This is a genomic window from Pseudomonas sp. B22129 (assembly GCF_044218875.1).
Classification (GTDB): domain Bacteria; phylum Pseudomonadota; class Gammaproteobacteria; order Pseudomonadales; family Pseudomonadaceae; genus Aquipseudomonas.
Genome location: NZ_CP162592.1, coordinates 1,798,416 through 1,822,514, shown reverse-complemented (window position 1 = coordinate 1,822,514; position 24,099 = coordinate 1,798,416). Strand labels below are relative to the sequence as shown.

General features: G+C 61.7%; 22 protein-coding genes. 12 read left to right on the top strand and 10 right to left on the bottom strand.

From position 1 onward, the window contains the following. Positions 1–163: 163 nt before the first annotated feature. A complete protein-coding gene (locus AB4P94_RS08255; protein WP_395610144.1) occupies positions 164–1,159 on the top strand; it encodes a hydrolase in 996 nt (331 codons plus the stop codon). Positions 1,160–1,279: 120 nt separating this feature from the next. On the opposite strand, the gene AB4P94_RS08250 is transcribed toward AB4P94_RS08255, so the two are convergent. Both AB4P94_RS08250 and AB4P94_RS08245 read right to left on the bottom strand, forming a co-directional pair. Next, complete coding sequence (locus tag AB4P94_RS08250) at positions 1,280–2,134, bottom strand: sulfurtransferase (RefSeq protein WP_395610143.1); 855 nt, start codon at positions 2,132–2,134, stop codon at positions 1,280–1,282. Between the two features lie 33 nt (positions 2,135–2,167). After that, complete coding sequence (locus AB4P94_RS08245; protein WP_395610142.1) at positions 2,168–2,839, bottom strand: TetR/AcrR family transcriptional regulator; 672 nt, start codon at positions 2,837–2,839, stop codon at positions 2,168–2,170. A 146-nt stretch (positions 2,840–2,985) separates the two neighbouring features. On the opposite strand from AB4P94_RS08245, the gene AB4P94_RS08240 reads away from it, so the two are divergent. From AB4P94_RS08240 to AB4P94_RS08220, 5 genes are all read left to right on the top strand, one after another. Beyond that, complete coding sequence (locus AB4P94_RS08240; protein ID WP_395610141.1) at positions 2,986–4,413, top strand: coniferyl aldehyde dehydrogenase; 1,428 nt, start codon at positions 2,986–2,988, stop codon at positions 4,411–4,413. A 28-nt stretch (positions 4,414–4,441) separates the two neighbouring features. After that, positions 4,442–4,987 carry a twin-arginine translocation pathway signal protein gene (locus AB4P94_RS08235; protein WP_395610140.1) on the top strand — a complete coding sequence of 182 codons (546 nt, stop codon included), beginning with the start codon at positions 4,442–4,444 and terminating at the stop codon, positions 4,985–4,987. A gap of 63 nt (positions 4,988–5,050) precedes the next feature. Next, positions 5,051–6,646, top strand: coding sequence for a GMC family oxidoreductase N-terminal domain-containing protein (locus AB4P94_RS08230; protein WP_395610139.1), 1,596 nt, complete (start codon positions 5,051–5,053; stop codon positions 6,644–6,646). A 114-nt stretch (positions 6,647–6,760) separates the two neighbouring features. Continuing rightward, positions 6,761–7,240, top strand: a complete 480-nt coding sequence (gene coaD / locus AB4P94_RS08225; RefSeq protein WP_003176711.1) for a pantetheine-phosphate adenylyltransferase — start codon at positions 6,761–6,763, stop codon at positions 7,238–7,240. A 229-nt stretch (positions 7,241–7,469) separates the two neighbouring features. Next, positions 7,470–7,721, top strand: a complete 252-nt coding sequence (locus AB4P94_RS08220) for a YfhL family 4Fe-4S dicluster ferredoxin (protein WP_017139475.1) — start codon at positions 7,470–7,472, stop codon at positions 7,719–7,721. 124 nt (positions 7,722–7,845) lie between these two features. On the opposite strand, the gene mutM is transcribed toward AB4P94_RS08220, so the two are convergent. Beyond that, complete coding sequence (mutM, locus tag AB4P94_RS08215) at positions 7,846–8,658, bottom strand: bifunctional DNA-formamidopyrimidine glycosylase/DNA-(apurinic or apyrimidinic site) lyase (protein WP_395610138.1); 813 nt, start codon at positions 8,656–8,658, stop codon at positions 7,846–7,848. A gap of 21 nt (positions 8,659–8,679) precedes the next feature. Continuing rightward, positions 8,680–9,492 carry an HDOD domain-containing protein gene (locus AB4P94_RS08210; protein WP_395611310.1) on the bottom strand — a complete coding sequence of 271 codons (813 nt, stop codon included), beginning with the start codon at positions 9,490–9,492 and terminating at the stop codon, positions 8,680–8,682. Between the two features lie 298 nt (positions 9,493–9,790). Between AB4P94_RS08210 and AB4P94_RS08205 the strand changes: the two genes are divergently transcribed. The 3 genes from AB4P94_RS08205 to ilvD all read left to right on the top strand — a co-directional run bounded on the left by AB4P94_RS08205 (position 9,791) and on the right by ilvD (position 14,370). Then, positions 9,791–10,987, top strand: a complete 1,197-nt coding sequence (locus AB4P94_RS08205; protein WP_003213799.1) for a class I SAM-dependent rRNA methyltransferase — start codon at positions 9,791–9,793, stop codon at positions 10,985–10,987. A 125-nt stretch (positions 10,988–11,112) separates the two neighbouring features. Next, positions 11,113–12,303, top strand: a complete 1,191-nt coding sequence (locus AB4P94_RS08200) for an MFS transporter (RefSeq protein ID WP_395610137.1) — start codon at positions 11,113–11,115, stop codon at positions 12,301–12,303. A gap of 225 nt (positions 12,304–12,528) precedes the next feature. Beyond that, positions 12,529–14,370 (top strand): dihydroxy-acid dehydratase, encoded by a 1,842-nt coding sequence (gene ilvD, locus AB4P94_RS08195; RefSeq protein WP_395610136.1) that lies wholly within the window; start codon positions 12,529–12,531, stop codon positions 14,368–14,370. A 109-nt stretch (positions 14,371–14,479) separates the two neighbouring features. Here the strand turns inward: ilvD and AB4P94_RS08190 are convergent, their stop codons facing one another. Beyond that, positions 14,480–15,538 carry a haloacid dehalogenase-like hydrolase gene (locus AB4P94_RS08190; RefSeq protein WP_395610135.1) on the bottom strand — a complete coding sequence of 353 codons (1,059 nt, stop codon included), beginning with the start codon at positions 15,536–15,538 and terminating at the stop codon, positions 14,480–14,482. Between the two features lie 241 nt (positions 15,539–15,779). On the opposite strand from AB4P94_RS08190, the gene AB4P94_RS08185 reads away from it, so the two are divergent. Further along, positions 15,780–17,171 carry an L-cystine transporter gene (locus tag AB4P94_RS08185; protein ID WP_395610134.1) on the top strand — a complete coding sequence of 464 codons (1,392 nt, stop codon included), beginning with the start codon at positions 15,780–15,782 and terminating at the stop codon, positions 17,169–17,171. A gap of 85 nt (positions 17,172–17,256) precedes the next feature. Here the strand turns inward: AB4P94_RS08185 and AB4P94_RS08180 are convergent, their stop codons facing one another. Next, positions 17,257–17,769, bottom strand: a complete 513-nt coding sequence (locus AB4P94_RS08180; RefSeq protein ID WP_395610133.1) for a dihydrofolate reductase — start codon at positions 17,767–17,769, stop codon at positions 17,257–17,259. Between the two features lie 69 nt (positions 17,770–17,838). Between AB4P94_RS08180 and AB4P94_RS08175 the strand changes: the two genes are divergently transcribed. Then, entirely contained in the window at positions 17,839–19,218 is a 1,380-nt protein-coding gene (locus AB4P94_RS08175; RefSeq protein WP_395610132.1) for a DUF2868 domain-containing protein, read from the top strand. Beyond that, positions 19,211–20,578, top strand: a complete 1,368-nt coding sequence (locus tag AB4P94_RS08170) for a DUF3482 domain-containing protein (protein WP_395610131.1) — start codon at positions 19,211–19,213, stop codon at positions 20,576–20,578. The genes AB4P94_RS08175 and AB4P94_RS08170 overlap by 8 nt, the downstream gene beginning before the upstream one ends. A gap of 5 nt (positions 20,579–20,583) precedes the next feature. On the opposite strand, the gene AB4P94_RS08165 is transcribed toward AB4P94_RS08170, so the two are convergent. The 4 genes from AB4P94_RS08165 to AB4P94_RS08150 form a co-directional block, all read right to left on the bottom strand. Beyond that, complete coding sequence (locus tag AB4P94_RS08165; protein ID WP_395610130.1) at positions 20,584–21,129, bottom strand: hypothetical protein; 546 nt, start codon at positions 21,127–21,129, stop codon at positions 20,584–20,586. Positions 21,130–21,221: 92 nt separating this feature from the next. Beyond that, positions 21,222–21,776: a phosphonate degradation HD-domain oxygenase gene (locus AB4P94_RS08160; protein ID WP_395610129.1), complete on the bottom strand. Its 555-nt coding sequence runs from the start codon at positions 21,774–21,776 to the stop codon at positions 21,222–21,224. Beyond that, positions 21,773–22,909: a TIGR03364 family FAD-dependent oxidoreductase gene (locus AB4P94_RS08155; protein ID WP_395610128.1), complete on the bottom strand. Its 1,137-nt coding sequence runs from the start codon at positions 22,907–22,909 to the stop codon at positions 21,773–21,775. Before AB4P94_RS08155 ends, AB4P94_RS08160 begins: the two co-directional genes overlap by 4 nt. Before the next feature lie 155 nt (positions 22,910–23,064). Further along, a complete protein-coding gene (locus AB4P94_RS08150) occupies positions 23,065–24,087 on the bottom strand; it encodes a putative 2-aminoethylphosphonate ABC transporter substrate-binding protein (RefSeq protein WP_395610127.1) in 1,023 nt (340 codons plus the stop codon). Between the last annotated feature and the right edge of the window lie 12 nt (positions 24,088–24,099).

Genomic DNA, 24,099 nt, shown 5'->3' with positions numbered 1-24,099 from the left:
TTGTGGCGAGCAGGCTTGCCCTGCGTTGGGCTGCGAAGCAGCCCCAAAACCTGCGACCGTGTTCTGAATGACCCAACGCGGTGCTTTTGATGGGGCTGCTGCGCAGCCCAACGCAGGGCAAGCCTGCTCGCCACATGAAGCCTTGCTCGTTACAGAGATGTCCATGAAGCCTTCCACCGAGCTGTTCACCCCCGCCTTCGGCCTCGGCAACCCCCACCTGCAAACACTGTGGGGGCCGCTGTGGCGCCCCACCACTCACATCGAGCGCCAACGCGAGCGCCTGTGGCTGGATGATGGCGACTTTCTCGATCTCGACTGGCACGGCCCCCACGACGCGCAAGCGCCGTTGGTGCTGGTGCTGCACGGGCTGACCGGCTCTTCCAACTCGCCCTACGTGGCCGGCCTGCAAAAAGCCCTCGCCAGTCACGGCTGGGCCAGCGCTGCGCTGAATTGGCGGGGTTGCTCCGGCGAACCCAACCTCTTGGCGCGCAGCTACCACTCGGGCGCCAGCGAAGACCTCGCCGCGGCAATCGCTCATCTGCGGGCCAAGCGCCCACTGGCGCCGCTGTATGCGGTGGGTTATTCGCTGGGCGGCAATGTACTGCTCAAGCACTTGGGAGAAACCGGCGAGGCGTCCGGGCTGCACGGCGCGGCGGCGGTGTCGGTGCCGTTTCGTCTGGACCAGTGTGCGGACCGCATCGGGCTGGGTTTCTCGCGGGTTTATCAAAAGCACTTCATGCGCGAGATGCTCGCGTATATCCGTGTCAAACAAAGCCGTTTTCTACAGGATGGCAAGGCTGAGGGGCTGAAAACCCTGGAGGACTTGGGCTCGCTGGAAAAGATGCGCACGTTTTGGGATTTTGACGGCAGGGTGACCGCGCCGCTGCATGGTTTTCTCAGCGCCGAAGACTATTACCGCCGCGCGTCGAGCCGTTATTACCTGGGCGACATTCGCACGCCCACCCTGATTATCCAGGCGGCCGATGACCCGTTTGTGTTTGCGCACAGCTTGCCTGAGGCCTGCGAGCTGTCGGCTGGCACCGAGTTTGAGTTGCTGGCAAAAGGTGGGCATGTGGGGTTTGTGGACGGTTCGCTGAAGCGGCCGGGTTACTACCTTGAGCGGCGCATCCCCCAGTGGCTATTGGCACAACACAGGTAAAAATGTGGGAGCTGGCTTGCCTGCGATGAGGCCGTGCCAGTTAGTCGATTTTCTAGCTGACACACCGCTATCGCAGGCAAGCCAGCTCCCACATTTGATAGGGTTTACATAGCCGACAACTCAGTCACCCGTCGCAATCTGCCGACCGGGGTCGGTAATCCACTCACTCCACGACCCCGCATACAACTTGCCCAACGGGTAACCCGCCAGGCTCAACGCGAACAGGTTATGACACGCCGTCACGCCGGAGCCGCAATACGCCACCAGTTCGTCCGGCGACCGGCCCTGCAATTGCGCGGCAAAGCGCTGCTTGAGCTGCTCGGCCGGCAGGAACCGCCCGTCGCTGCCGAGGTTTTCGTTAAACGCCGCACACTGCGCGCCGGGAATATGCCCGGCGATCGGGTCGATAGGCTCCACGTCGCCGCGAAAGCGCGCTTGGGCACGAGCATCGATCAGCGTGAGGCCCGGTTGGCCGAGGCGTTTTTGCAGGTGTTCGGCGTCCAGCAGCAGGTGATTGTCGGGGGTCCCCGTGAAGGTACCCGGCTCGATCACCGGCGCGTCCAGGCTCAACGGGAAACCTGCGGCGTGCCACGCCTTGAGACCACCGTCGAGGATAAACACACCATCACGCTTGCCCAGCCAGGCCAGCAGCCACCACGCCCGGGCAGCATAGGCGCCGGGGCCGTCGTCATACAGCACGATATCGGTGTCGGCATTAACGCCCCATGCACGCAACTGTCGAACCAACGTGTCTGCCGTCGGCAACGGGTGACGGCCCGTCACGCCCTTGGTCACCGGGCCACTGAGGTGGCGCTCCAAATCGGCGTATTGTGCACCTTCCACATGCCCCTCTTCGTAGCTGCAACGCCCGTAATCCGGGTCTTCCAGGGCAAAACGGCAATCCAGGATCACCAGCCCTCCGGCCTTCTGGCGCTCGGCCAGTTGCTGGGGGCTGATCAGTTGGGCAAGCGGCATGACGGACTCCTGTGAACAGATTCGGGAAAGGCCCTACTTCACTTCTTCCAGTGCCTGATTCAGCGGCACATAAAACTCTTTGAACAACGCATCCACCGCCTCTTTCGCCTGGGGCGTGACAAACCCCGCCTCCAGCACCAGCACCTGATACACCCCGCGCTTGATCGCTTCGGCGCTCAGGTGGGCGGAGTTTTCATTGGTGGTGCACAAAAAGCGCACCCACGAGGTGAGGATGATCCAGGCATTGAGGGTCAGGGCCTCGGTTTGCACCGGGTCCATGTTGAGGATGCCAGCGTCGACAAACCCTTGGTAAATGGCGCCGCCCTGAGTCAGGCAGCGCTGGGAAAAGCGCCGGTAGCCGGTGGCCAATTCCGGATCACTTTCCAGCAAATGCTCAAGGTCGCGATGCAGGAAGCGGTAGCGCCACATCCCGGCCAGCACGGCTTGCAGGTAGAAACGCTTGTCTTCGACGGTAACGGCGCGGCCTTGGGGTGGGCGCAGGAAACTGTCGACCAGGGCTTCGTACTCACGAAACAGCACGGCGATGATCGCCTGCTTGTTAGGGAAGTGGTAGTACAGGTTGCCCGGGGATATTTCCATGTGGGCGGCAATATGGTTGGTGCTGACACTGCGCTCGCCCTGCTGGTTAAACAGCTCCAGGCTGATTTGCACAATGCGTTCGCTGGTCTTTACTCGTGGTGCCATAGGGGATCAGCTTCTATACACGTGATGGGGCATCTTACGGGCTATCCTCAACGGGATAAATCCGCTTGTTACTGCAATGACATTTGACAATTTAGAGCAATGACTCTAAAAATCCAGGCAGACCTATAACAATCGGGAACTGCGCCATGTCTGCCAACATTGCTTACCTGCAAGATTCCCAGGCGCTGGATCAGCTCCAGGACCTGTTCGACGCCCAACGCCGCGCCTACGCCGCCAACCCGATGCCGCCGGCCGCGCAACGCCAGCAATGGCTCAAGGCCTTGCGCGACCTGCTCAGCGACGAACGCCAGGCATTGATAAGCGCGATCAGCCAGGATTTCAGCCATCGCAGTGCAGATGAAACCCTGTTCGCCGAACTTATGCCCAGTTTGCATGGCATTCACTATGCCAGCAAACACCTCAAAGGCTGGATGAAACCTTCCCGCCGCGCTGTCGGTATTGCCTTCCAGCCCGCGTCGGCCAAAGTCATCTACCAACCGCTGGGCGTGGTCGGCGTGATTGTGCCCTGGAACTACCCGCTCTATCTGGCCATTGGCCCACTGGTCGGCGCGCTCGCTGCCGGTAACCGGGTGATGCTCAAACTCAGCGAATCCACGCCTGCAACCGGTGAGCTGCTCAAGGTGCTGCTGGCGAAGATCTTTCCTGAAGACCTGGTGTGCGTGGTGCTGGGCGAAGCCGAAGTGGGCATGGCGTTTTCCAAATTGCGCTTCGACCACCTGCTGTTTACCGGCGCTACCAGCATCGGCAAGCACGTGATGCGCGCCGCCGCAGAACACCTCACGCCGGTGACATTGGAACTGGGCGGTAAATCGCCCGCCATTGTGTCCGCCGACGTGCCGCTCAAGGATGCCGCCGAGCGTATCGCCTTCGGTAAAGCCTTGAACGCCGGGCAAACCTGCGTCGCCCCGGACTACGTGCTGGTGCCGGAAGACCGCGTTGAAGGCTTCGTCGAAGCCTACACCCAAGCGGTTCGAGGCTTTTATCCGACGCTGGCGGACAACCCGGACTACACCGCCATCATCAACGAACGGCAACTGGCGCGGCTCAATAGCTACGCCAAGGACGCCGTCGACAAAGGCGCAACCCTGCTCCCTCTTTACGACAAGGGCCAGGACCGGCGCATGGCCCACACGCTGGTGCTGAACGTCAGTGACGAGATGACCGTGATGCAGGACGAAATCTTTGGCCCGCTGCTGCCGATCGTGCCGTATCGCGGCCTGGACCAAGCGTTTGCCTACATCAACCAGCGCCCGCGCCCACTGGCCCTGTACTACTTCGGCTACAACAAGGGCGAGCAAAACCGCGTACTCCACGAAACCCATTCCGGCGGCGTGTGCCTGAACGACACGCTGCTGCACGTGGCTCAAGACGACATGCCCTTCGGCGGCATCGGGCCGTCGGGCATGGGCCATTACCACGGGCACGAGGGGTTCCTCACCTTCAGCAAAGCCAAGGGTGTACTGATCAAGCAGCGCCTGAACGCGGCGAAGTTGATTTACCCGCCTTACGGCAAATCCATCCAGAAGTTGATCCAGAAGCTGTTTATCCGCTGATAGCGCTATTCACGGGACAATAAAAACAATGAACCCAAGCCTGACTGATTCACCTGCGCTGTCGCGGCGTGGCGTCTTGAAAATCGGCCTGTGCGCCAGCGCTTTCCTGGCCACCGCCGGGCTGGGCGCCAGCCTCAGCGGTTGCTCCAGCAGCACCCCGGCCAGCGGCTTTGCCATGCTGCGCAGCAGCGACCTGCCGTTTCTACGCGCCGTCATCCCGGTGCTGCTCGAAGGCGCGGCCAGTGCCCAGGAGGTGGTTGCAGGCATCGAAGACACCCTGAAAAAACTCGACTACAGCCTGCAGCACCTGTCGCCGGAGATGTTCAAGCTCACCCAACAATTGTTTGATGTGTTGGGCATGGGCATTACCCGAGGCCCGTTGACCAGCATCTGGGGCAGTTGGGAACACGCCAGCGCCGAGCAAATCCGCAACTTCCTGCACCGCTGGGAAAACAGTTACCTCAACCTGCTGCGCATGGGCCAGGGCTCGCTGCTCAAGCTGGTGATCATGGCCTGGTACTTCCGGCCTGCGTCGTGGGCGCACTGCGGCTATCCCGGCCCACCCAAAATCTGACCCTGACAACCCAGCTCCCACATTGATTGCAACTTCAGTACAGAACAACAAGAGAGCAACCCCATGCCCGTACCCGATCTGTTCCGCGACGGCCTGGCCCGTGGCTGGAAAACCCACAATGGCGCCGCCTTGAGCAGCGACCTGACGCTGGAAGCCGACGTGGCAATCATCGGCAGCGGTGCCGGGGGCGGCACCACGGCCGAAATCCTCAGCGCTGCCGGCTACAAGGTTTTGCTGATCGAAGAAGGCCCGCTCAAGACCAGCAGCGACTTCAAACTACTCGAGGACGAGGCCTACGCCAGCCTGTATCAGGAAGGCATCGGCCGCATGAGCAAGGACGGCGCGATCACCATCCTGCAGGGCCGGGCGGTGGGCGGCACCACGCTGATCAACTGGACATCGAGCTTTCGCACACCCGACGCCACCCTCGCCCACTGGGCCAGCGAGTACGCGGTGAAGGGCCACAGCAGCGCAGAGATGGCGCCGTGGTTCGAAAAGATGGAACAACGCCTGGGCATCGCGCCGTGGGCCATACCGCCGAACGCCAACAATGATGTGATCCGCAAAGGCTGCGAAAAGCTTGGCTACAGCTGGCATGTGATCCCGCGCAATGTGCGCGGCTGCTTCAACCTGGGGTATTGCGGCATGGGGTGCCCGGTCAATGCCAAGCAGTCGATGTTGGTGACCACCATCCCGTCCACTCTGGAAAAAGGCGGCGAACTGCTCTATCTCGCACGCGCCGAACACCTTAAATACAGCGGCGATACGATCAGCAGCCTCGAATGCGTGGCGATGGATGAACGCTGCGTGGCACCGACCGAGCACAAGATCACGGTGAAGGCCAAGCATTACGTGCTGTCGGGCGGCGGCATCAACAGCCCGGCGCTGCTGATGCGCTCCGACGCACCCGACCCGCATTCACGGCTGGGCAAGCGCACCTTTTTGCACTTGGTGAATTTCTCTGCCGGGCTGTTCGACGAAGTGATCAACCCGTTCTACGGCGCGCCGCAGTCGATCTATTCCGACCATTTCCAATGGCAGGACGGCACCACCGGCAAAATGTCCTACAAGCTGGAGGCTCCGCCTTTGCATCCGGGTTTGGCCAGCACTCTGTTCGGCGGCTACGGCACGCAAAACGCCCTGGAGATGAGCCAACTGCCCCACACCCACGCCATGCTCGCCTTGCTGCGTGACGGGTTTCACCCCGACAGCCCCGGCGGCACCGTGGAGTTGCGCGGTGACGGCACGCCCGTGCTCGATTATCAGGTTTCGGATTACGCCTGGGACGGCCTGCGCCGGGCGTTCCACACCATGGCCGAGATTCAGTTCGCGGCGGGCGCCAAGTCGGTCAAGCCGCTGCACCACGATGCGCGCTACGTCACCACCTTGGCCGAGGCCAAAAGCCTGATTGACGGCCTGAGCCTGGAATTGCACCGGACCACCCTGGGCAGCGCCCATGTGATGGGCGGTTGCGCCATGGGCGAAGACCCGAAAAATGCCGTCACTGACAGCCTGGGTCGCCACCACCAACTGCGCAATTTGTCGATCCACGATGGCTCGTTATTCCCCACCAGCATTGGGGCTAACCCGCAATTGTCGGTGTACGGCTTAACCGCCCAACTCGCCACGGCATTGGCCGAACGTCTGAAAACAGCGTGAAAAAACACGGGATTCGCAGTGTCTATACGGCTTTCTTATGCATAAGTTGACTTGGCCGACCGGGAAGGCTGCGATACCATCCGGTTCCCCAACGGACTCCGCCAGGACGACGCGATGAACCGAGTGTTGTACCCAGGTACCTTCGACCCGATTACCAAAGGCCATGGCGATCTGGTCGAACGTGCCTCTCGCCTGTTCGACCATGTGATCATCGCGGTCGCCGCCAGCCCCAAGAAAAACCCGCTGTTTCCCCTGGAACAGCGCGTGGAGCTGGCGCGTGAGGTCACCAAGCACCTGCCCAATGTGGAAGTGGTCGGCTTTTCGACGCTGCTGGCACATTTCGCCAAAGAGCAGAACGCCAACGTGTTCCTGCGCGGCCTGCGCGCGGTGTCGGACTTCGAATACGAATTCCAGCTGGCCAACATGAACCGCCAACTGGCGCCGGACGTGGAAAGCCTGTTTCTTACGCCGTCGGAACGCTATTCGTTTATTTCCTCGACGTTGGTCCGTGAAATCGCCGCCTTGGGCGGGGATATCACCAAGTTCGTGCACCCGGCTGTCGCGGATGCCCTGACGCTGCGCTTCAAGAAGTAAGGCTCACTGTGGCGAGGGAGCTTGCTCCCGCTGGACTGCGCAGCAGTCCCAATCTTGGGCCGCTTCGCGCTGGAGCGCCAGCCCGGCCCAGCGGGAGCAAGCTCCCTCGCCACAGAGACTGCGATCGTCGCCAGGGTTTGCCACACACTCGCACTGCGGGCGCCAATGCGGCACAATTGCGCGCATTAGTTTTCAGATGCCTTGGCTGACGGCCCTGGCAGGAGTTTCCATGTCCCTGATCATCACCGACGATTGCATCAATTGCGACGTCTGCGAACCCGAGTGCCCGAACGCCGCGATTTCCCAAGGCGAAGAGATCTACGTGATCGACCCCAACCTGTGCACCCAGTGCGTTGGCCACTACGACGAGCCGCAGTGCCAGCAGGTTTGCCCGGTGGATTGCATTCCGCTGGATGAGGCTCATCCGGAGACGGAAGAGCAGTTGATGGCCAAGTACCGGTTGATTACCGGTAAAGCCTGAGGCCTTGTGGTGGCTGGGCGGGCCTCATCGCAGGCAAGCCAGCTCCCACATTTTGACCGTGTGAACCCGATCAAGTGTGGGAGCGGGCTTGCCCGCGATGTCGGCCTCAGCCTTCACACAGCAATCAGCGCTGGCACCTTGGGCAAAACACACTCGCCCGCTGCCCCAGCACCACATTGCGCAGTTCAGTCCCGCACACCTTGCACGCCTCGCCACCCCGGCCGTAGACGAACAGCTCCTGCTGGAAATACCCCGGCTGCCCGTCGCCACCGATAAAGTCCCGCAACGTCGTACCGCCACGCTCGATGGCAGCAGCCAGCACGCGCTTGATCTCGATCGCCAATTTCAAATAACGCGCCCGGGAAATACCGCCCGCCTCGCGACGTGGATCGATCCCCGCCGCAAACAACGCTTCCGTCGCGTAAATATTGCCCACGCCCACCACCACCGCGTTGTCCATGATGAACGGCTTCACCGCCATCGACCGCCCACGGGACAGTTGGAACAACCGATCACCGTCAAACAGGTCGGTCAACGGTTCCGGCCCGAGGCGAATCAGCAGCTCGTGGTTGTGCGGGTCCTGGCTCCAGAGCATCGCGCCAAAACGCCGTGGGTCGGTGTAGCGCAGGGCCAAGCCGGATTCGAGTTCGATATCCACATGCTCATGCTTGAGCGCCGGCAAACCGACCTCCACCAGCCGCAAATTCCCCGACATGCCCAAATGGCTGATCAAGGTTCCCACTTCGGCATTGATCAACAGGTACTTGGCCCGCCGCTCCACCCGCACGATGCGCTGCCCCGACAGGCGCACATCCAGGTCTTCCGGAATCGGCCAGCGCAGCCGGCGCTCACGCACCACCACGCGGCTGACACGTTGGCCTTCCAGGTGCGGCGCAATCCCGCGTCTTGTGGTTTCGACTTCTGGTAACTCGGGCATGCATACCTCGTGAAAACAGGTTTAGTGGGCGCCCAGCTCGCGGATCGACAGCTTCATGCTTTCAAAGTCGTAGTCCGACAGGCCCACGTAATCCAGCACCAGATGGCCGATGGCATTCCACTCATGGTCCACCGACTGGTTGCCCAGCACGCGGTACGAGGAGCAGATATGCTCGGCCATCTTCAGGATCGCCAGCAGGTTTTTAAGCTGCGGGTTGCGCGACGACTCATCGCTGAATATCGCCAGGGCATTGTGGTGGTTGGCGATGGCGTCGGTCACGTGCTCCGGCAGGCGCCAGGATTTGGCGGTGTAGTAGCCGACCACGGCATGATTGGTGTTGAACGCATTGTTCTCAGTGTCGACCACGCGGCAATCCGGGCCGGCGTTGGCGTAGGCCTGTTCCAGCACGGCCATGTAATTGGGGAACCGCTTGAGCATCAGCGGCACGCCGCAATCGTGGAACAGGCCCAGGGCATAGGCCTCGTCCACGGCTTGCGAACCGGTACGCTTGGCCAGGGTCAGGCACGTCATGGCCACGTCCTGGGCGGTGTCCCAGAAACGGTTGAGGGTGACAATGGTGTCATCGCTCATCTCGCCCTTGATCGACAGCGCGTTGATCAGGTTGATGATCGAACGGCTGCCCAGCAGGTTCACTGCGCGCTGGATCGAGGCAATCTTGTTGCTCAGGCCGAAATACGACGAGTTGACGATCTTCAGCAAGGCACCCGACAGGCCCGGGTCTTGGGCGATCAACCGCGCGATCACTTCCAGGTCCGGGTCGGGCATGTATTGCTCCATCTGCAAATCCACCATGATTTGCGGTTGGGGCGGCACGCTGATGCCTTGCAGGGCCTGCTGGATCTGTTCGGGAGAAAGCTCTTGGGACATAAGTACACACTCTGGGCTAGGCGGCGATTCTAACCGCTATGGGAAGCGGACTGACACCTCAAAAAACGGAACTGAAACTGGATCAAATGTGGGAGCGGGCTTGCTCGCGAAGGCGCTGTGTCAGGCACCAGATATATTGACTGATCCACCACCTTCGCGAGCAAGCCCGCTCCCACATGTCCGGCGGCGTCACAGAGACCTATACAAAAAGGTATACTCCCGCTCTTTTTTCCGGAGCGACGTCATGTCCCTGCCAAGCCTGCGTCTCAAAGCCAACGCCGATCGTCGTTTGCGCAACGGCCACCTGTGGGTCTACAGCAACGAAATCGACGTGGCCGCCACCCCACTTCACGGCTTTCAGGCAGGCGACCAAGCCATTCTGGAAGCGGCCGGCGGCAAGACCCTGGGCATCGTGGCCATGAGCCCGAACAACCTGATCTGCGCCCGCCTGCTGTCGCGCGACATCAAATTGCCGCTGGACAAGTCGCTGCTGGTGCACCGCATCAATGTGGCCCTGTCCCTGCGCGATCGCCTGTTCGACAAGCCGTTCTACCGCCTGGTCTACGGCGACTCCGACCTGCTTCCAGGCCTGGTGGTCGACCGTTTCGGCGACATCCTCGTGGTGCAGATCGCCTCGGCGACCATGGAAGCGCACAAAGAAGACGTGATTGCTGCACTGACCCAAGTGCTCAAGCCGAGCGGCATTCTGTTCAAGAACGACTCCGCCGCGCGTGACGCCGAAGGCCTCAACCGCTACGTCGAAACCGTGTTCGGCCTGGTGCCGGAGTGGGTCGCGCTGGAAGAAAACGGCGTGAAATTCGAAGCCCCGGTGATCCAGGGCCAGAAGACCGGCTGGTTCTACGACCACCGCATGAACCGCGCCCGCCTGGCCCCGTATGCCAAAGGCAAACGCGTGCTCGACCTGTACAGCTACATCGGCGGCTGGGGCGTGCAAGCAGCGGCCTTCGGCGCCAGTGAAGTGTTCTGCGTCGACGCCTCCGCCTTCGCCCTTGACGGCGTGGAGCGCAACGCGGCGCTGAACGGCGTTGCCGAGAAGATGACCTGCATCGAAGGCGACGTCTTCGAAGCCCTGAAAGAACTGAAAGCCAGCGAAGAACGTTTCGACGTGATCGTCGCCGACCCACCGGCCTTCATCAAACGCAAAAAAGACATGAAAAACGGCGAAGGCGCCTACCGCCGCCTGAACGAGCAAGCCATGCGCCTGCTCAGCAAAGACGGCATCCTCGTCAGCGCCTCGTGCTCCATGCACTTGCCGGAAGACGACCTGCAAAACATCCTGCTGACCAGTGCCCGCCACCTGGACCGCAATATCCAGATGCTCGAACGCGGCGGCCAGGGCCCGGACCACCCGGTGCACCCAGCGATTGCCGAGACGCGTTACATCAAGAGCATTACGTGCCGGTTGTTGCCCAATAGCTGATGCCGTTGGCCTGTAGGCGCTTTAGGGCTCCTACAGGCTTTTAAGAAGCTTCGTACCTCTCCAGTCTTTGACTTTCCCTTACATAAACTTGATCCTCGACCGCCTCACGGAATAGAGGCTCGCTCATGTCGACGGCAATCACGCACGCTGAAAAACCCTTCATTGTTTTCTGGCTGATGACCATGACGCTGCTGGGCGTCTTTCCGCTTGACGTCGTGCTGCCTTCCTTTCCCGCCCTGGCGGAACACTTCTCCACCTCGACCACCCAGATCGCCCGCTCAGTCAGCCTGTTCGCTATTGGCTTTTCCTGCTCCATGCTGTTGATCGGCCCGCTGTCCGACCGGATCGGCCGCAAGAAGCTGCTACTGGCGAGCATGTTCGTTGCAATCATTGGCGCGGCCGGGTGCCTGGCGGCCAGCAACACGCCGCAATTCCTGTTCTTCCGTGTTGTCCAGGCCATGGGCTGCGGCGGTTTCATATTGTCCCAAGCGTTGGTGCAGGACCTGTTCTTCGGCAGAGAACAGGAGCGGTTGCGGATCGCAATGGTCACGGCCGGGGGGATTTTCATTTCAATTTCCCCGCTGCTGGGCGCGTGGCTACAACTGCACTGGGGATGGCAAGCCAGCTTCTATGTGTTTATCGCGCTTTGTGCCGCAACCTTGATCATGGCGCATCGGCTGCTCCACGGCGGCTTGCCTCAAGCAGCACCGAGCCACCAGAGCATGATCAAGGCCTATGCCAAGGTGTTCGCCAACCGCCACTTCGTCAGCTATGCCACGATCTCCGCGATAACCTTCGCCTGCCACTTCTCGTTCATCGTGGTGTCACCGCTGATTTTCATGGACCAGTTGCAGCTGTCTCCCAATGAATACTCCTTGACCTTGCTTCTCTACGGCGCTGCTTACGTATTGGGCGGGATCTGTGCCGGCTTCCTGCACAAACGGCTACCGGCTGCGACCCAGATGGCCATCGGGCTGGTGCTGATCGCAACCTCGGGCGTGGTCATGTTGTTCCTGGCCTATCAGTTCGGCTTATCAATCCCGACCGTGCTGGTGCCCATGTTGCTCTGCACCGCAGGCACCACCATCACCCGGCCCATTTCCAACTCCAAGGCCATGAGCTTGTTTCCAGACAATGCAGGTACGGCGGCATCAGCCGTTGCAGCGGTGTTATTCATTGCCGGTGGGCTTATCAGTGCCTTTATCAGCACCTTTACCCACCACCTGAGCAGTGCGCTGGGTCTGTGCTTTCTGATCCTGAGCATTGCCGCCCTGGCACTGAACGCATGGGCGCGGCACCACCCGCACGTCCCGTAGCCGTTATCTTCACGGTTTCGGCCATTCCCTCCCGCCGCCAGCGGTGTAGAATCGGCCTATTCATCGCCAGTCATCCCCCGGCGGGTTTATGAGCTCGAGGCCCAAGCAAGCGGCGATCCCGCGACGCGAGTGGCAACTTCCGGACACACGGCCATTTCTGAGTGTTCCAGACGTCAATAGAAGCTCACTCACCTTTAGTACCTGATTAGCCGCCCGGAGTGCTCCATGCCAGATTACCGCTCGAAAACATCCACCCACGGCCGCAACATGGCCGGCGCGCGCGCACTGTGGCGTGCCACGGGGATGAAAGATGACGACTTCAAAAAGCCGATCATCGCGATTGCCAACTCGTTCACCCAGTTCGTACCGGGCCACGTCCACCTCAAGGACCTGGGCCAGTTGGTCGCCCGCGAGATCGAACGCGCCGGCGGCGTCGCCAAAGAATTCAACACCATTGCCGTGGATGACGGCATCGCCATGGGCCATGACGGCATGCTGTATTCCCTGCCGAGCCGCGAGATCATCGCCGACTCCGTGGAGTACATGGTCAACGCCCACTGCGCCGACGCCATCGTGTGCATTTCCAACTGCGACAAGATCACCCCCGGCATGCTGATGGCCGCCCTGCGCCTGAACGTCCCGGTGATCTTCGTCTCCGGCGGCCCGATGGAAGCCGGCAAGACCAAGCTCGCCTCCCACGGCCTCGACCTGGTCGACGCCATGGTCATCGCCGCCGATTCCAGCGCTTCTGACGAGAAGGTTGCGGAATACGAGCGCAGCGCCTGCCCGACCTGCGGTTCGTGCTCCGGCATGTTCACCGCCAACTCGATGAACTGCCTGGTCGAAGCCCTGGGCCTGGCCTTGCCGGGCAACGGTTCCACCCTGGCCACCCACAGCGACCGCGAGCAGCTGTTCCTGCAGGCCGGCCGCGCCATCGTCGAGCTGTGCAAACGCTACTACCACGACAACGATGAGTCGGTGCTGCCGCGCAACATCGCCAACTTCAAGGCGTTCGAAAACGCCATGACCCTGGACATCGCCATGGGCGGTTCCACCAACACCATCCTGCACTTGCTGGCCGCAGCGCAAGAAGCCGAGATCGACTTCGACCTGCGCGACATCGACCGCCTGTCCCGTCACGTGCCGCAACTGTGCAAAGTTGCGCCGAACATCCAGAAGTACCACATGGAAGACGTGCACCGCGCCGGCGGGATCTTCTCGATCCTGGGTTCTTTGGCCCGTGGCGGCCTGTTGCACACCGACCTGCCGACCGTGCACAGCAAGACCGTCGCCGAAGGCATCGCCAAGTGGGACATCACCCAGACTGACGACGAAGCCGTGCACACTTTCTTCAAGGCCGGCCCGGCGGGCATTCCGACGCAAACCGCGTTCAGCCAGTCGACCCGCTATCCAACACTGGATGACGACCGTGAAAACGGCTGCATCCGCAGCGTCGAACACGCCTACTCCCAAGAAGGCGGCCTGGCCGTGCTGTACGGCAACATCGCCCTCGACGGCTGCGTGGTGAAAACTGCTGGCGTGGATGAGTCCATCCATGTGTTCGAAGGCAACGCCAAGATCTTCGAAAGCCAGGACAGCGCCGTACGCGGCATCCTCGCCGACGAAGTGAAAGAAGGCGACATCGTGATCATCCGCTACGAAGGCCCGAAAGGCGGCCCGGGTATGCAGGAGATGCTCTACCCCACGTCCTACCTGAAGTCCAAAGGCCTGGGCAAAGCCTGCGCCTTGCTGACTGATGGCCGTTTCTCCGGCGGTACCTCGGGCCTATCCATTGGCCACGCTTCGCCAGAAGCCGCTGCCGGCGGCGCGATTGGCCTGGTGCAGGATGGCGACAAGGTACTGATCGACATTCCGAACCGCTCGATCAACCTGTTGATCAGCGACGAAGAACTGGCGGCACGCCGGGTCGAGCAGGACAAGAAAGGCTGGAAACCGGTGGAGAAGCGTCCACGCAAAGTCACCACCGCGCTGAAAGCCTACGCCCTGCTGGCCACCAGTGCCGACAAGGGCGCTGTGCGTAACAAGGCGATGCTCGACGGCCTGTAAGCCTCGCCCATAAAAATGCCCCGCCAAGTGCGGGGCTTTTTTATGCCTGGAGAAAATCCCCAAGACACTGAAGATCAACTGTGGGAGCTGCGGTGCGACTTAAAACTCTTTACTGAATCTCGTCAGGCTTGACGATCACCCAGTTCTTGTCCGCCGTCACCGGCAACCCTTCCTTGGCCTGCGCCGCAGCATGCTTGGCCATCATGCCGTTCAGCTGGGTCATGTATTTGTCTTTGCGGTTGACCCACAAGTGAATGCCGCCCTTGGCCACGTCCACATCGTGGAACAGCATGTAGCCGTCGCTGCTTGGGGTGTCACCACCCACGATCACCGGTTTTTTCCATTCGTCGATGTAGGTCAGGATCGCCGCGTGTTTGCCGGCCATCCAGGTCGCCGGGGTCCACAGGTAAGGGGTCAGTTCCAGGCCGAGGTTGGCCTTCTCGTCATATTTGCCGGCCGCGATCTGTTTACGCGCGGTGGTCAACTCGCCGGTCTTGCGATCCTTGAGCAGCGTGCTTACGCCGATGACATTCTCGGGTTTGACGTTGTAACCGTACTTCGGATCCGCCGCGACCATGCGCACCAGTTCCTCGGATGCGGCGGTCATCACGTACACCTCGATACCGTTTTCCATCAGCTTGTTGTACAGCTCGGCCTGGCCGGTGAAGACTTTCGGTGGCTGCACCTCAGAGGTTTTCACCACGTCGCCTTCGTAATAGGTCACGGGCACCGGCTTGCCGGACGCCATCAGCTCATCCACGTAACCCTTGAGTTCCTTGAGGGTGAAGCCGGAAAAAATCTGCGCCACCCATGGGTAGCAAACCATGTCGTCGACTTCGCAAAGGCGGTAGTAATAGCTGAACAGGCTTTCCTTGTGGTCGGCCGTGTCTTTGAACGGGATCAGCTTGAGCGAAGGGTCCATGGTGTCGCGGGTGATCAGGCCCTTGTTTTCCAGGTAGGGCAGCAAGGACTCTTCAAGGTCGTAGCGGTAGCTGGTGTTGTCCATGTCGAAGACCGCGAAGTTACCCTTGTTGGCATTGGCGGCGATCATTTCGTTCAGTTGCTTGGCGGCAGGCGCCGGCCAGTGCTTCAACTCGGTGGCGGCAAAGGCTTGGCTGACGAGGCCAAGGCAGAAGGCGGCGGCAAGCAATTTCGGCGCGAGCTTCATAAGCGATTTCTCCCTGAGTGAAAGACATCGACGCTAACAAATCCGTATGACAGTTATCACCCGAGCGCGACCGCCTGCGTCGTGATTGCGCCAACGCCATGCGCGTGAGCGTCAACGGCTTATTCCAAAAACGACAGTCACCATTCCATATCGGTATTAAATCAATATATTTCAAGCTGTTAGGCTTTCCGGTTCGCAATCGCAGGCTCACGCGGTTGGCTGCACTCTCAACGGAGCTTCAATGAATCTGCCTCTGATTCTCAACGTACTGGTATTCGTGGCCCTGTTGCTGGGCCTGGCACAAACCCGCCGCACAAACTGGAGCCTCGCCAAGAAGGTCCTGTTCGCTCTCGTCCTCGGCGTGGTGTTCGGCACCGTGCTGCACACGATCTACGGCGACGGCAACCCGGTGCTCAAGGCCTCCATCGGCTGGTTTGATCTGGTGGGCAACGGCTATGTGCAACTGCTGCAAATGATCGTGATCCCGCTGGTGTTCGCCTCGATCCTCAGCGCCGTGGCGCGTCTGCACAACGCTTCGTCCCTGGGCAAGATCAGCTTCCTGACCATCGGTACGCTGCTGTTCACCACCGCGATTGCGGCGTTGATCGGCATCGGCCTGACCAACCTGTTCGGCCTGACTGCCGAAGGCCTGGTCGCCGGCACCCAGGAAATGGCGCGCCTGCAAGTGATCCAGAGTGATTACGCGGGCAAGGTCGCCGACCTGAATATCCCGCAATTGCTGTTGTCGTTCGTGCCGGCCAACCCGTTTGCCGACCTGGCGCGTGCCAAGCCAACGTCGATCATCAGCGTGGTGATTTTCGCCGCCTTCCTCGGGGTTGCCGCGCTGCAACTGCTCAAGGACGACGTGGAAAAAGGCCAGAAAGTGCTCAACGCCATCGACACCCTGCAAGCCTGGGTGATGTGCCTGGTGCGCCTGGTGATGAAGCTGACCCCTTACGGCGTTTTGGCGCTGATGACCAAGGTAGTCGCCGGCTCCAACCTGCAAGACATCATCAAGCTCGGCAGTTTTGTGGTGGTGTCGTACCTGGCGCTGGGCCTGATGTTTGTGGTGCATGGCCTGCTGCTGTCACTGGCCGGGATCAACCCGCTGCGTTTTTTCCGCAAAGTGTGGCCGGTGCTGACCTTTGCCTTCACCAGCCGCTCCAGCGCGGCGGCGATCCCGCTGAGCATAGAGGCGCAGACCCGCCGCCTGGGCATCCCGCAATCCATCGCCGGTTTCGCCGCCTCGTTTGGCGCGACGATTGGCCAGAACGGTTGCGCCGGTCTCTACCCGGCGATGTTGGCGGTGATGGTTGCGCCGACGGTGGGCATCAACCCGCTGGACCCGCTGTGGATCGCGACGCTGGTGGCGATTGTGACCTTGAGTTCGGCGGGTGTGGCCGGCGTGGGCGGCGGCGCAACGTTCGCCGCGCTGATCGTGCTGCCGGCCATGGGCTTGCCGGTGTCACTGGTGGCACTGCTGATTTCCGTGGAGCCGCTGATCGACATGGGCCGTACGGCGTTGAACGTGAATGGTTCGATGACGGCGGGGGCGATTACCAGCCAGGTGATGGGGCAGACAGACAAAGAGCTGTTGAATGCCGATGAGCATGCCGAGTTGGCGCAGGCCTGATAGACCGCTATCGCGGGCAAGCCCGCTCCCACATTTTGATGTGTGAATACATTCAAGTGTGGGAGCTGGCTTGCCTGCGATGCTCTTAGGCCTTTTCCCAAACCTCAAAGTTGTACGCTGGCTTGTCGCCTTCCGCCGCATTCTCCAGGTTCGACACCAGCTTCCACTGGCCCAAATCAAACTCCGGAAACCACGCATCCCCTTCCGGGCTCAACGCCACCCGCGTCAAATACAGGCGATCCGCCTGTTCCAGCCCCTGCGCATACAACTGCGCGCCGCCGATCAGCATCAGTTCATCCACGCCTTGCGCCAGCGCCCACTCTTCGGCGCGCTCAACGGCAGCCTCCAGCGACGGAAAAACTTCAGCACCTTCAAGCGCCAAACCGGTCTGACGGCTAACCACCAGGTTCAAGCGCCCCGGCAACGGTCGGCCCAGGGAGTCCCAGGTCTTGCGCCCCATGATGATCGGCTTGCCGAGCGTGGTGGCCTTGAAATATTTGAAATCCCCCGGCAAATGCCAGGGCATGCTGTTGTCGACGCCGATCACACGGTTTTCACCGAGGGCTGCGATCAGGCTTAAAGGGAGAGTTTTTTTCATGGCGACGAGAATACCAGAGCCGCGAGTCAGCGGTTATGCTCAGACCTCACTTGCTCAACAGGATGGCGCGTGACTGCACTGAACCCGCTGCAAAAGCTTTGGCTGACCGAAACCGTGCGCCTGCGTGAAGAGCACGCTGGCAACTTGGAAGACCTGGAAGCCAACCGCCTGGCCCGCACGGCCGGTGGCGACTTGCCGACGCGCATCCAGCACCGCGCCCTGCACCTGGCCGAGCGCGACGGCCTGAGCGCCGCCCTCACCCGCTGGCTGCAAGGCGCGCGCCTGGCACTGGTGTTGCTGGCGATAGTCGCCGTCATCAGCGGCGCCGGGCTGGCGTTTGCCGCCTTGGGCAACGGCCTGGCGCCAGTCAACGTGTTCTGGGCGCTGGGCAGCCTGCTGGGCTTGAACCTGATCCTGCTGATCAGTTGGGCGCTGGGCCTACTGTTTGCCGGGGAACACAGCGCCAGCCTCGGGCGACTGTGGCTGTGGCTCAGCGAAAAGTTCGCCCGTGACGCCAAGGCCGCGCAGTTGGCGCCCGCGCTGTTGCTGTTGTTGCAGCGTCAGAAACTCAACCGCTGGGCCGTCGGCGTGCTGGTCAACAGCCTGTGGCTGCTGGCCTTGCTCAGCGCCATGGTGATTTTGCTTACGCTGCTCGCCACCCGCCGCTACGGTTTTGTGTGGGAAACCACCATCCTCGGCGCCGACACGTTCGTCGCTGTGACTCAGGCGCTGGGCACGCTGCCCGCCTTGCTGGGCTTCAATGTGCCGACGGTCGACATGATCCGCGCCAGCGGCGATTCCGCCCTGAATATCGAAAGCGCCCGCCAGGCCTGGGCCGCCTGGCTGGTGGGCGTGCTGCTGGTCTACGGCCTGCTGCCACGGTTGATCCTCGCCCTGCTGTGCCTGTGGCGCTGGAAACGCGGGCGCGCGGCGCTGCATCTGGACCTGAACTTGCCCGGCTACAGTCAACTGCGCGAGCGTTTGATGCCAAGCAGCGAGCGCCTTGGCGTCAACGATGCCGCGCCCGAACAGCTGCACCCCGTGACCGGCGGCGTCAGCGAACTGGAAAGTGACGGCGCCCTGCTGGTCGCCATCGAACTGGACGACCAGCACCCATGGCCGCCCAAACTGCCGGCCAGCGTCAAAAACGCCGGCGTCCTCGACAGCCGCGAATCGCGCAACAAACTGCTGGAACAACTCACGCGCTTTCCACCCGCACGCCTGGCCATCGCCTGCGACCCACGCCGCTCGCCGGACCGTGGCAGCCTGGCGCTGATCGCCGAGCTGGCGCGCAGCGCCACCGCCACCCGCGTGTGGCTGCTGCAAGCGCCGCCCGGCCAGGCGCTCGATGCCGAACGCCTGGGCGACTGGCACACTGCACTGCAACAGCTGGAGCTGCCGTTCGCCGACTGCGCGCCGCTGAACTGGCTGGAGACCGGTCATGACTAAACCGCTGAAACTCGCCGTGGTCGGCCACACCAACGTCGGCAAAACCTCGCTGTTGCGCACGCTCACCCGCGACGTGGGCTTCGGCGAAGTTTCCCATCGCCCCAGCACCACGCGGCACGTGGAAGGCGCGCGGTTATCGGTGGACGGCGAAGCCTTGCTGGAGCTGTACGACACGCCCGGCCTGGAAGATGCCATCGCCCTGCTCGACTACCTTGAGCGTCTGGATCGCCCCGGCGAACGCCTCGACGGCCCCGCACGGCTCGCACGTTTTCTGGAAGGCAGCGAAGCGCGTCAGCGTTTCGAGCAAGAAGCCAAAGTCCTGCGCCAACTGCTGGCCTCCGATGCCGGCCTGTATGTCATCGACGCCCGCGAGCCGGTACTGGCCAAGTACCGCGACGAACTGCAAGTCCTCGCCAGTTGCGGCAAGCCGTTGCTGCCAGTGCTCAATTTCGTCAGCAGCAACGACCACCGCGAACCGGACTGGCGTGAAGCCCTGGCACGCCTCGGCCTGCACGCGCTGGTGCGCTTCGACAGCGTCGCCCCGCCGGAAGACGGCGAACGGCGCCTATATGAAAGCCTCGCCCTGCTGCTGGAAAACGCGCGCCCGCAGTTGGAACGGTTGATCCTCGATCAGGAAGCCCAGCGCCAGGCCCGCCAGCAAAGCGCCGCGCGGTTGATCGCCGAACTGCTGCTCGACTGCGCCGCCTGTCGCCGCAGCGTGGTCACCGAAGACGAGCAACAAGCCATCGGCGACCTGCGCAAAGCCGTACGCCAGCGCGAGCAGAAATGCGTGGAGGCGTTGCTCAAACTCTTCGGCTTCCGCCCACAGGACGCCGCCGCCAGCGACTTGCCGTTGCTCGACGGGCGCTGGGGCGATGACCTGTTCAACCCCGAAACCCTCAAACAACTTGGCGTGCGCGTCGGTGGCGGGATCGCCGCAGGTGCGGCCGCCGGGGCCGGTGTGGACCTGCTGGTCGGAGGCCTGACCTTGGGCGCGGCTGCCATCGCTGGTGCAATCGCCGGCGGCGCACTGCAAACCGCCCGCAGTTACGGCAGCCGCCTGCTGGGCAAGATCAAGGGCCAGCGCGAGCTGACGGTGGACGACAGCGTGCTGCGCCTGCTCGCACTGCGCCAGCGCCAACTGCTCAAGGCCTTGAACCTGCGTGGCCACGCGGCGCTGCACAGCATCAAGGTCGACACGCCTCAGGACAAAACCTGGCGCGAAGGCAAATTGCCGGACGCGCTGCACAAAGCCCGCGCCCATCCGCAGTGGTCGTCTCTCAATCCTCACGCCAAGCTGAGTCAAGCCGAACGTCAGGAACAGGTCGAAGCCCTGGCTGCCCGCCTGGACGACACATAACGCCGTTATTGCTCATACCACGCCAGGGCCAGAAAGGCCGTACAGAGCGAACGAATCAATTCCTTATCAGTCGAGTTGGCCACCCCGTTGCGGTCGACATCGCTGTTGGTGAACGACTCCAATACGCCATCGCGGTCACCGTCGTAGGCGGCGGCCTTGTAAATCAGTGACGCTTTGCCCCCCGGCGCACTGCTTTCAAAAAAGTCGAGTTTGACCGCGTTCGGTCGCCCGGTTTTTCCGAAATGATCGACATAGAGGACCAATGAACGCTGCGAATGCACCGCTGAGTTAAACCAGTTGAGTTTAAGGAAGCTGTTGGCGAAAGCCCCAAGCTGGCGCTTATCCAGATCCGGGGCTTCAAGGTGGGCATCGGGATCCAGGTCTCCCGGCCGCAGAAAATCAACCTCTCCGTCCGCTGTCGTGTCCTCACTGATGAACGCATGAATCATTTCATCCGGGCAGTCGGCGTGATGCTGAAAAAACTGCAGAGTCACCGTATCTGCGCGCCCATGGCAACTCCTGCCTTGGGCGGTCGCTTTCAAATAGCGCATCCGTGTTGCTCCTTTGATTGAAGAAGCAAGCACCTTAGTCGCGCCGCAATCTTGGCTCTAGGCGGCGCGTCTGCGTTTCGCGTAAGGCCTGTCTACGCCGCCAGTAGCCGTGCAGCCTTGGCCTTGAGCATTTGCAAATCCAGCACCGGCACGTGCATTTCCTTGGCCTGCTCGTCCCAGTGGCGCATGCGCAAACTCACGGCGCACAGCGGGTCCTGTTCAAACGCGCGGGCCTCCTCGGCACTCATCACGCCGCCCTGATAACCCAAGGTACGGCGGCTGGCTTCGCTCAGGCGCGCGTAGTAGTCGGGTTGGCTGAAGGTCAGATAGCGTTTGGCTTGCACGTGATATTCCACCAGCTTGGCCATGCGCTCGCTGAAGCCTGCGCGGCGCAGGTAATCGGCGCCCAGCCGCTCGTGGCTGACCACGCCATAACCGCCCATGTTCTCGCCGCCCTGGCCGCAGATGTGCCCGATGTCGTGGAAAAACGCTGCCAACACCACTTCATCATCAAAGCCTTCAGCCATTGCCAACTGCGCGGCCTGGGACATGTGCTCGATCTGCGACACCGGCTCGCCAATGTAGTCGGCCTTGCCGTGCTGTTCATACAAGCCGAAGACGTCGGCGACTGCCTGTTCCGGGTTCATCGCGCCTCTCCCCACAGTGTTGTGATATTTCGCTCGGCCATCGCCGGCCCCACGCTCATGCCGACGCCGGTGTGCATCAACGCCGCACTCACGCCGGGCGCAGCGCGCAGGAACGAAAACGACCCCGGCCCGCGCGAGCCGTAAATGCCCTGCCAGCGTTCCACTACTTGAATTTTGCAGCCCAAGGTCTGCTCGGCCAGTTCGATCATCCAGTCATCAACCTGCTCGGCATTGAAGGGCGAGGCATCGCTGCCGTAGTCGTGGGAATCGCCGATGATCAGTTCGCCATGGGGCGTGGGGCTGATCAGCAAATGAATGCCGTGTTCGTGCAGGTGCGGCGCTTCGCGCAGGATCTGCGCCTGCACCGGCGCGGCTTCCGGCAGGTCGGCGAAGGCGCCGTAATGCACGCAACTGAGGCCCGTGAGCAACGCGTGTTGCAGGTTCAGATTCACCGCTGGCCGCGCACGCAACATTTGCAGGCGGCAGATGCTCGGGTTGAGCTCGGCCATCGCGCCCGCCAGCAAGGTTTGGTAGTCGTGGCCGGAGCAGACGATGATCTGCTCGCCGCGAAAGCTGCCGGCCGTGCTGTGCAATTGGCCCGGTTCGACGTCGCGCACCAGCGTGGAGAAGTAAAACTCCACGTTCAATGTTTGCGCCAGGTAGTTGATCAACGCCGGGATCGCCTCGCGCGAATACAGCTGCTGATCGTCCTTGCCATGCAGCGCCGCACGGTGATGACGGAACTGGCCGCCATACAGATCCTTCATGGCCGCGCCTTGCAGCAGTTCGACGTTGTAGCCGTGTTCCTGCGCGCGACCAGCGCAGAAGGCTTCCAGCAAGTGTTCTTCAGCTTCGGTGCGGGCAAACAGATACGAGCCATTGCGCTTGAGTTGCAGACCCGCGGCGTGGCCCCAATGACCCCAGATCTCGCGGCTTTCCCGGGCCAGATCGAGCATCGGCCCCGGCGGTTGGCCGGTGACCAGCGCCTGGCCGAAGTTGCGCACCGAAGCGCCGAGCGGCGTGGCGCTGCGTTCGAAGACCTTGACCTTGAGGCCGCGTTTGGCGGCCGCAAAAGCGTGCGAGAGGCCGAGGATGCCGGCGCCTACGATCAGCAGATCGCTGTGGTGTGTCATGTCGTGATGTCCTGAATTCGAGGCCGCTATCGCAGGCAAGCCAGCTCCCACATTTGGAATGCATTCCCCTTTGGAAACTGGCTTACATGCTTGGAATGCATTCCCTTGTGGGAGCTGGCTTGCCTGCGATGAGGCCATCAACCCTGATAAAAACCTTACTGACCGGCCACCTTCTCCGACTTGCCGTCATAGCGCTTGCGCCACTCGGTCAGGATGCTGTCGCGGTTCTTCGACGCCCAGGCAAAGTCGTTCTTGATCAGGCGCTGCTCGTAGTCAGCCGGCAATTCGGTCTGCGGCTTGGCAATACCCGGCTGGGCGAGGACGGCGAAGTTGTCTTTGTACAGCTCCATTGCAGCGGGGCTGGCGGAGAAGTCAGCGAGCTTTTTCGCCGCGTCAGCGTGGGCGGTGCCCTTGATCACAGCGGTCGCTTCGATGTCCCAACCCAGGCCTTCTTTCGGCAGGATGATGTCCAGCGGCGCGCCCTGGCGCTTCAACTGCACGGCCGGGTATTCGAAGGAAATGCCGATCGGGAATTCACCCGACGCCGCCAGCTTGCACGGCTTGGAGCCGGAGTGAACGTACTGGCCGATGTTCTGGTGCAGGTCGTCCATGTACTGCCAGCCCTGCTTCTCGCCGAAGGTTTGCAGCCAGGCGCTCACATCAAGGAAACCGGTGCCGGACGAGGCCGGGTTCGGCATTACGATCTTGCCCTTGTATTCAGGCTTGGTCAGGTCTTGCCAGCTCACCGGCTTGGTCAGGCCTTGTTTCTCTGCCTCGACGGTGTTGAAGCAGATGGTCGCGGCCCACACGTCCATGCCAACCCAGGCTGGCGGGTTGGCGGCGTCGCGGTAGTTCTTGCCGATCTTGTCCAGGTCCTTTGGTGCGTAGTTGTCGAGCATGCCTTGCTGGTCGAGGATCGCCAGGCTCGAGGCGGCGAGGCCCCAGACCACGTCGGCTTGCGGGCGATCTTTTTCGGCCAACAGCTTGGCAGTGATGATGCCGGTGGAGTCGCGCACCCACTTGATCTCGACGTCAGGGTTGGCCTTTTCGAAAGCCTGTTTGTAGGTTTTCAACTGCTCGGCTTCGAGGGCCGTGTACACGGTCAGCTCGGTCTTGGCGAAGGCATTCAGGCTGAATGCAGTGAGTACCGCAGCGACCAGCGCCAGGGGCTTGAACATGGAACACCTCCT

Coding starts and splice junctions, on each gene's coding strand:
- AB4P94_RS08190 (WP_395610135.1), bottom strand. CDS start 15,538: ATGAAGCTCGCGCCGAAATTGCTTGCCGCCGCCTTCTGCCTTGGCCTC.
- AB4P94_RS08160 (WP_395610129.1), bottom strand. CDS start 21,776: ATGAACCCGGAACAGGCAGTCGCCGACGTCTTCGGCTTGTATGAACAG.
- AB4P94_RS08235 (WP_395610140.1), top strand. CDS start 4,442: ATGAACCCAAGCCTGACTGATTCACCTGCGCTGTCGCGGCGTGGCGTC.
- coaD (WP_003176711.1), top strand. CDS start 6,761: ATGAACCGAGTGTTGTACCCAGGTACCTTCGACCCGATTACCAAAGGC.
- AB4P94_RS08170 (WP_395610131.1), top strand. CDS start 19,211: ATGACTAAACCGCTGAAACTCGCCGTGGTCGGCCACACCAACGTCGGC.
- AB4P94_RS08230 (WP_395610139.1), top strand. CDS start 5,051: ATGCCCGTACCCGATCTGTTCCGCGACGGCCTGGCCCGTGGCTGGAAA.
- AB4P94_RS08245 (WP_395610142.1), bottom strand. CDS start 2,839: ATGGCACCACGAGTAAAGACCAGCGAACGCATTGTGCAAATCAGCCTG.
- AB4P94_RS08250 (WP_395610143.1), bottom strand. CDS start 2,134: ATGCCGCTTGCCCAACTGATCAGCCCCCAGCAACTGGCCGAGCGCCAG.
- AB4P94_RS08150 (WP_395610127.1), bottom strand. CDS start 24,087: ATGTTCAAGCCCCTGGCGCTGGTCGCTGCGGTACTCACTGCATTCAGC.
- AB4P94_RS08255 (WP_395610144.1), top strand. CDS start 164: ATGAAGCCTTCCACCGAGCTGTTCACCCCCGCCTTCGGCCTCGGCAAC.
- AB4P94_RS08200 (WP_395610137.1), top strand. CDS start 11,113: ATGTCGACGGCAATCACGCACGCTGAAAAACCCTTCATTGTTTTCTGG.
- AB4P94_RS08205 (WP_003213799.1), top strand. CDS start 9,791: ATGTCCCTGCCAAGCCTGCGTCTCAAAGCCAACGCCGATCGTCGTTTG.
- mutM (WP_395610138.1), bottom strand. CDS start 8,658: ATGCCCGAGTTACCAGAAGTCGAAACCACAAGACGCGGGATTGCGCCG.
- AB4P94_RS08165 (WP_395610130.1), bottom strand. CDS start 21,129: ATGCGCTATTTGAAAGCGACCGCCCAAGGCAGGAGTTGCCATGGGCGC.
- AB4P94_RS08155 (WP_395610128.1), bottom strand. CDS start 22,909: ATGACACACCACAGCGATCTGCTGATCGTAGGCGCCGGCATCCTCGGC.
- AB4P94_RS08180 (WP_395610133.1), bottom strand. CDS start 17,769: ATGAAAAAAACTCTCCCTTTAAGCCTGATCGCAGCCCTCGGTGAAAAC.
- AB4P94_RS08220 (WP_017139475.1), top strand. CDS start 7,470: ATGTCCCTGATCATCACCGACGATTGCATCAATTGCGACGTCTGCGAA.
- AB4P94_RS08240 (WP_395610141.1), top strand. CDS start 2,986: ATGTCTGCCAACATTGCTTACCTGCAAGATTCCCAGGCGCTGGATCAG.
- ilvD (WP_395610136.1), top strand. CDS start 12,529: ATGCCAGATTACCGCTCGAAAACATCCACCCACGGCCGCAACATGGCC.
- AB4P94_RS08185 (WP_395610134.1), top strand. CDS start 15,780: ATGAATCTGCCTCTGATTCTCAACGTACTGGTATTCGTGGCCCTGTTG.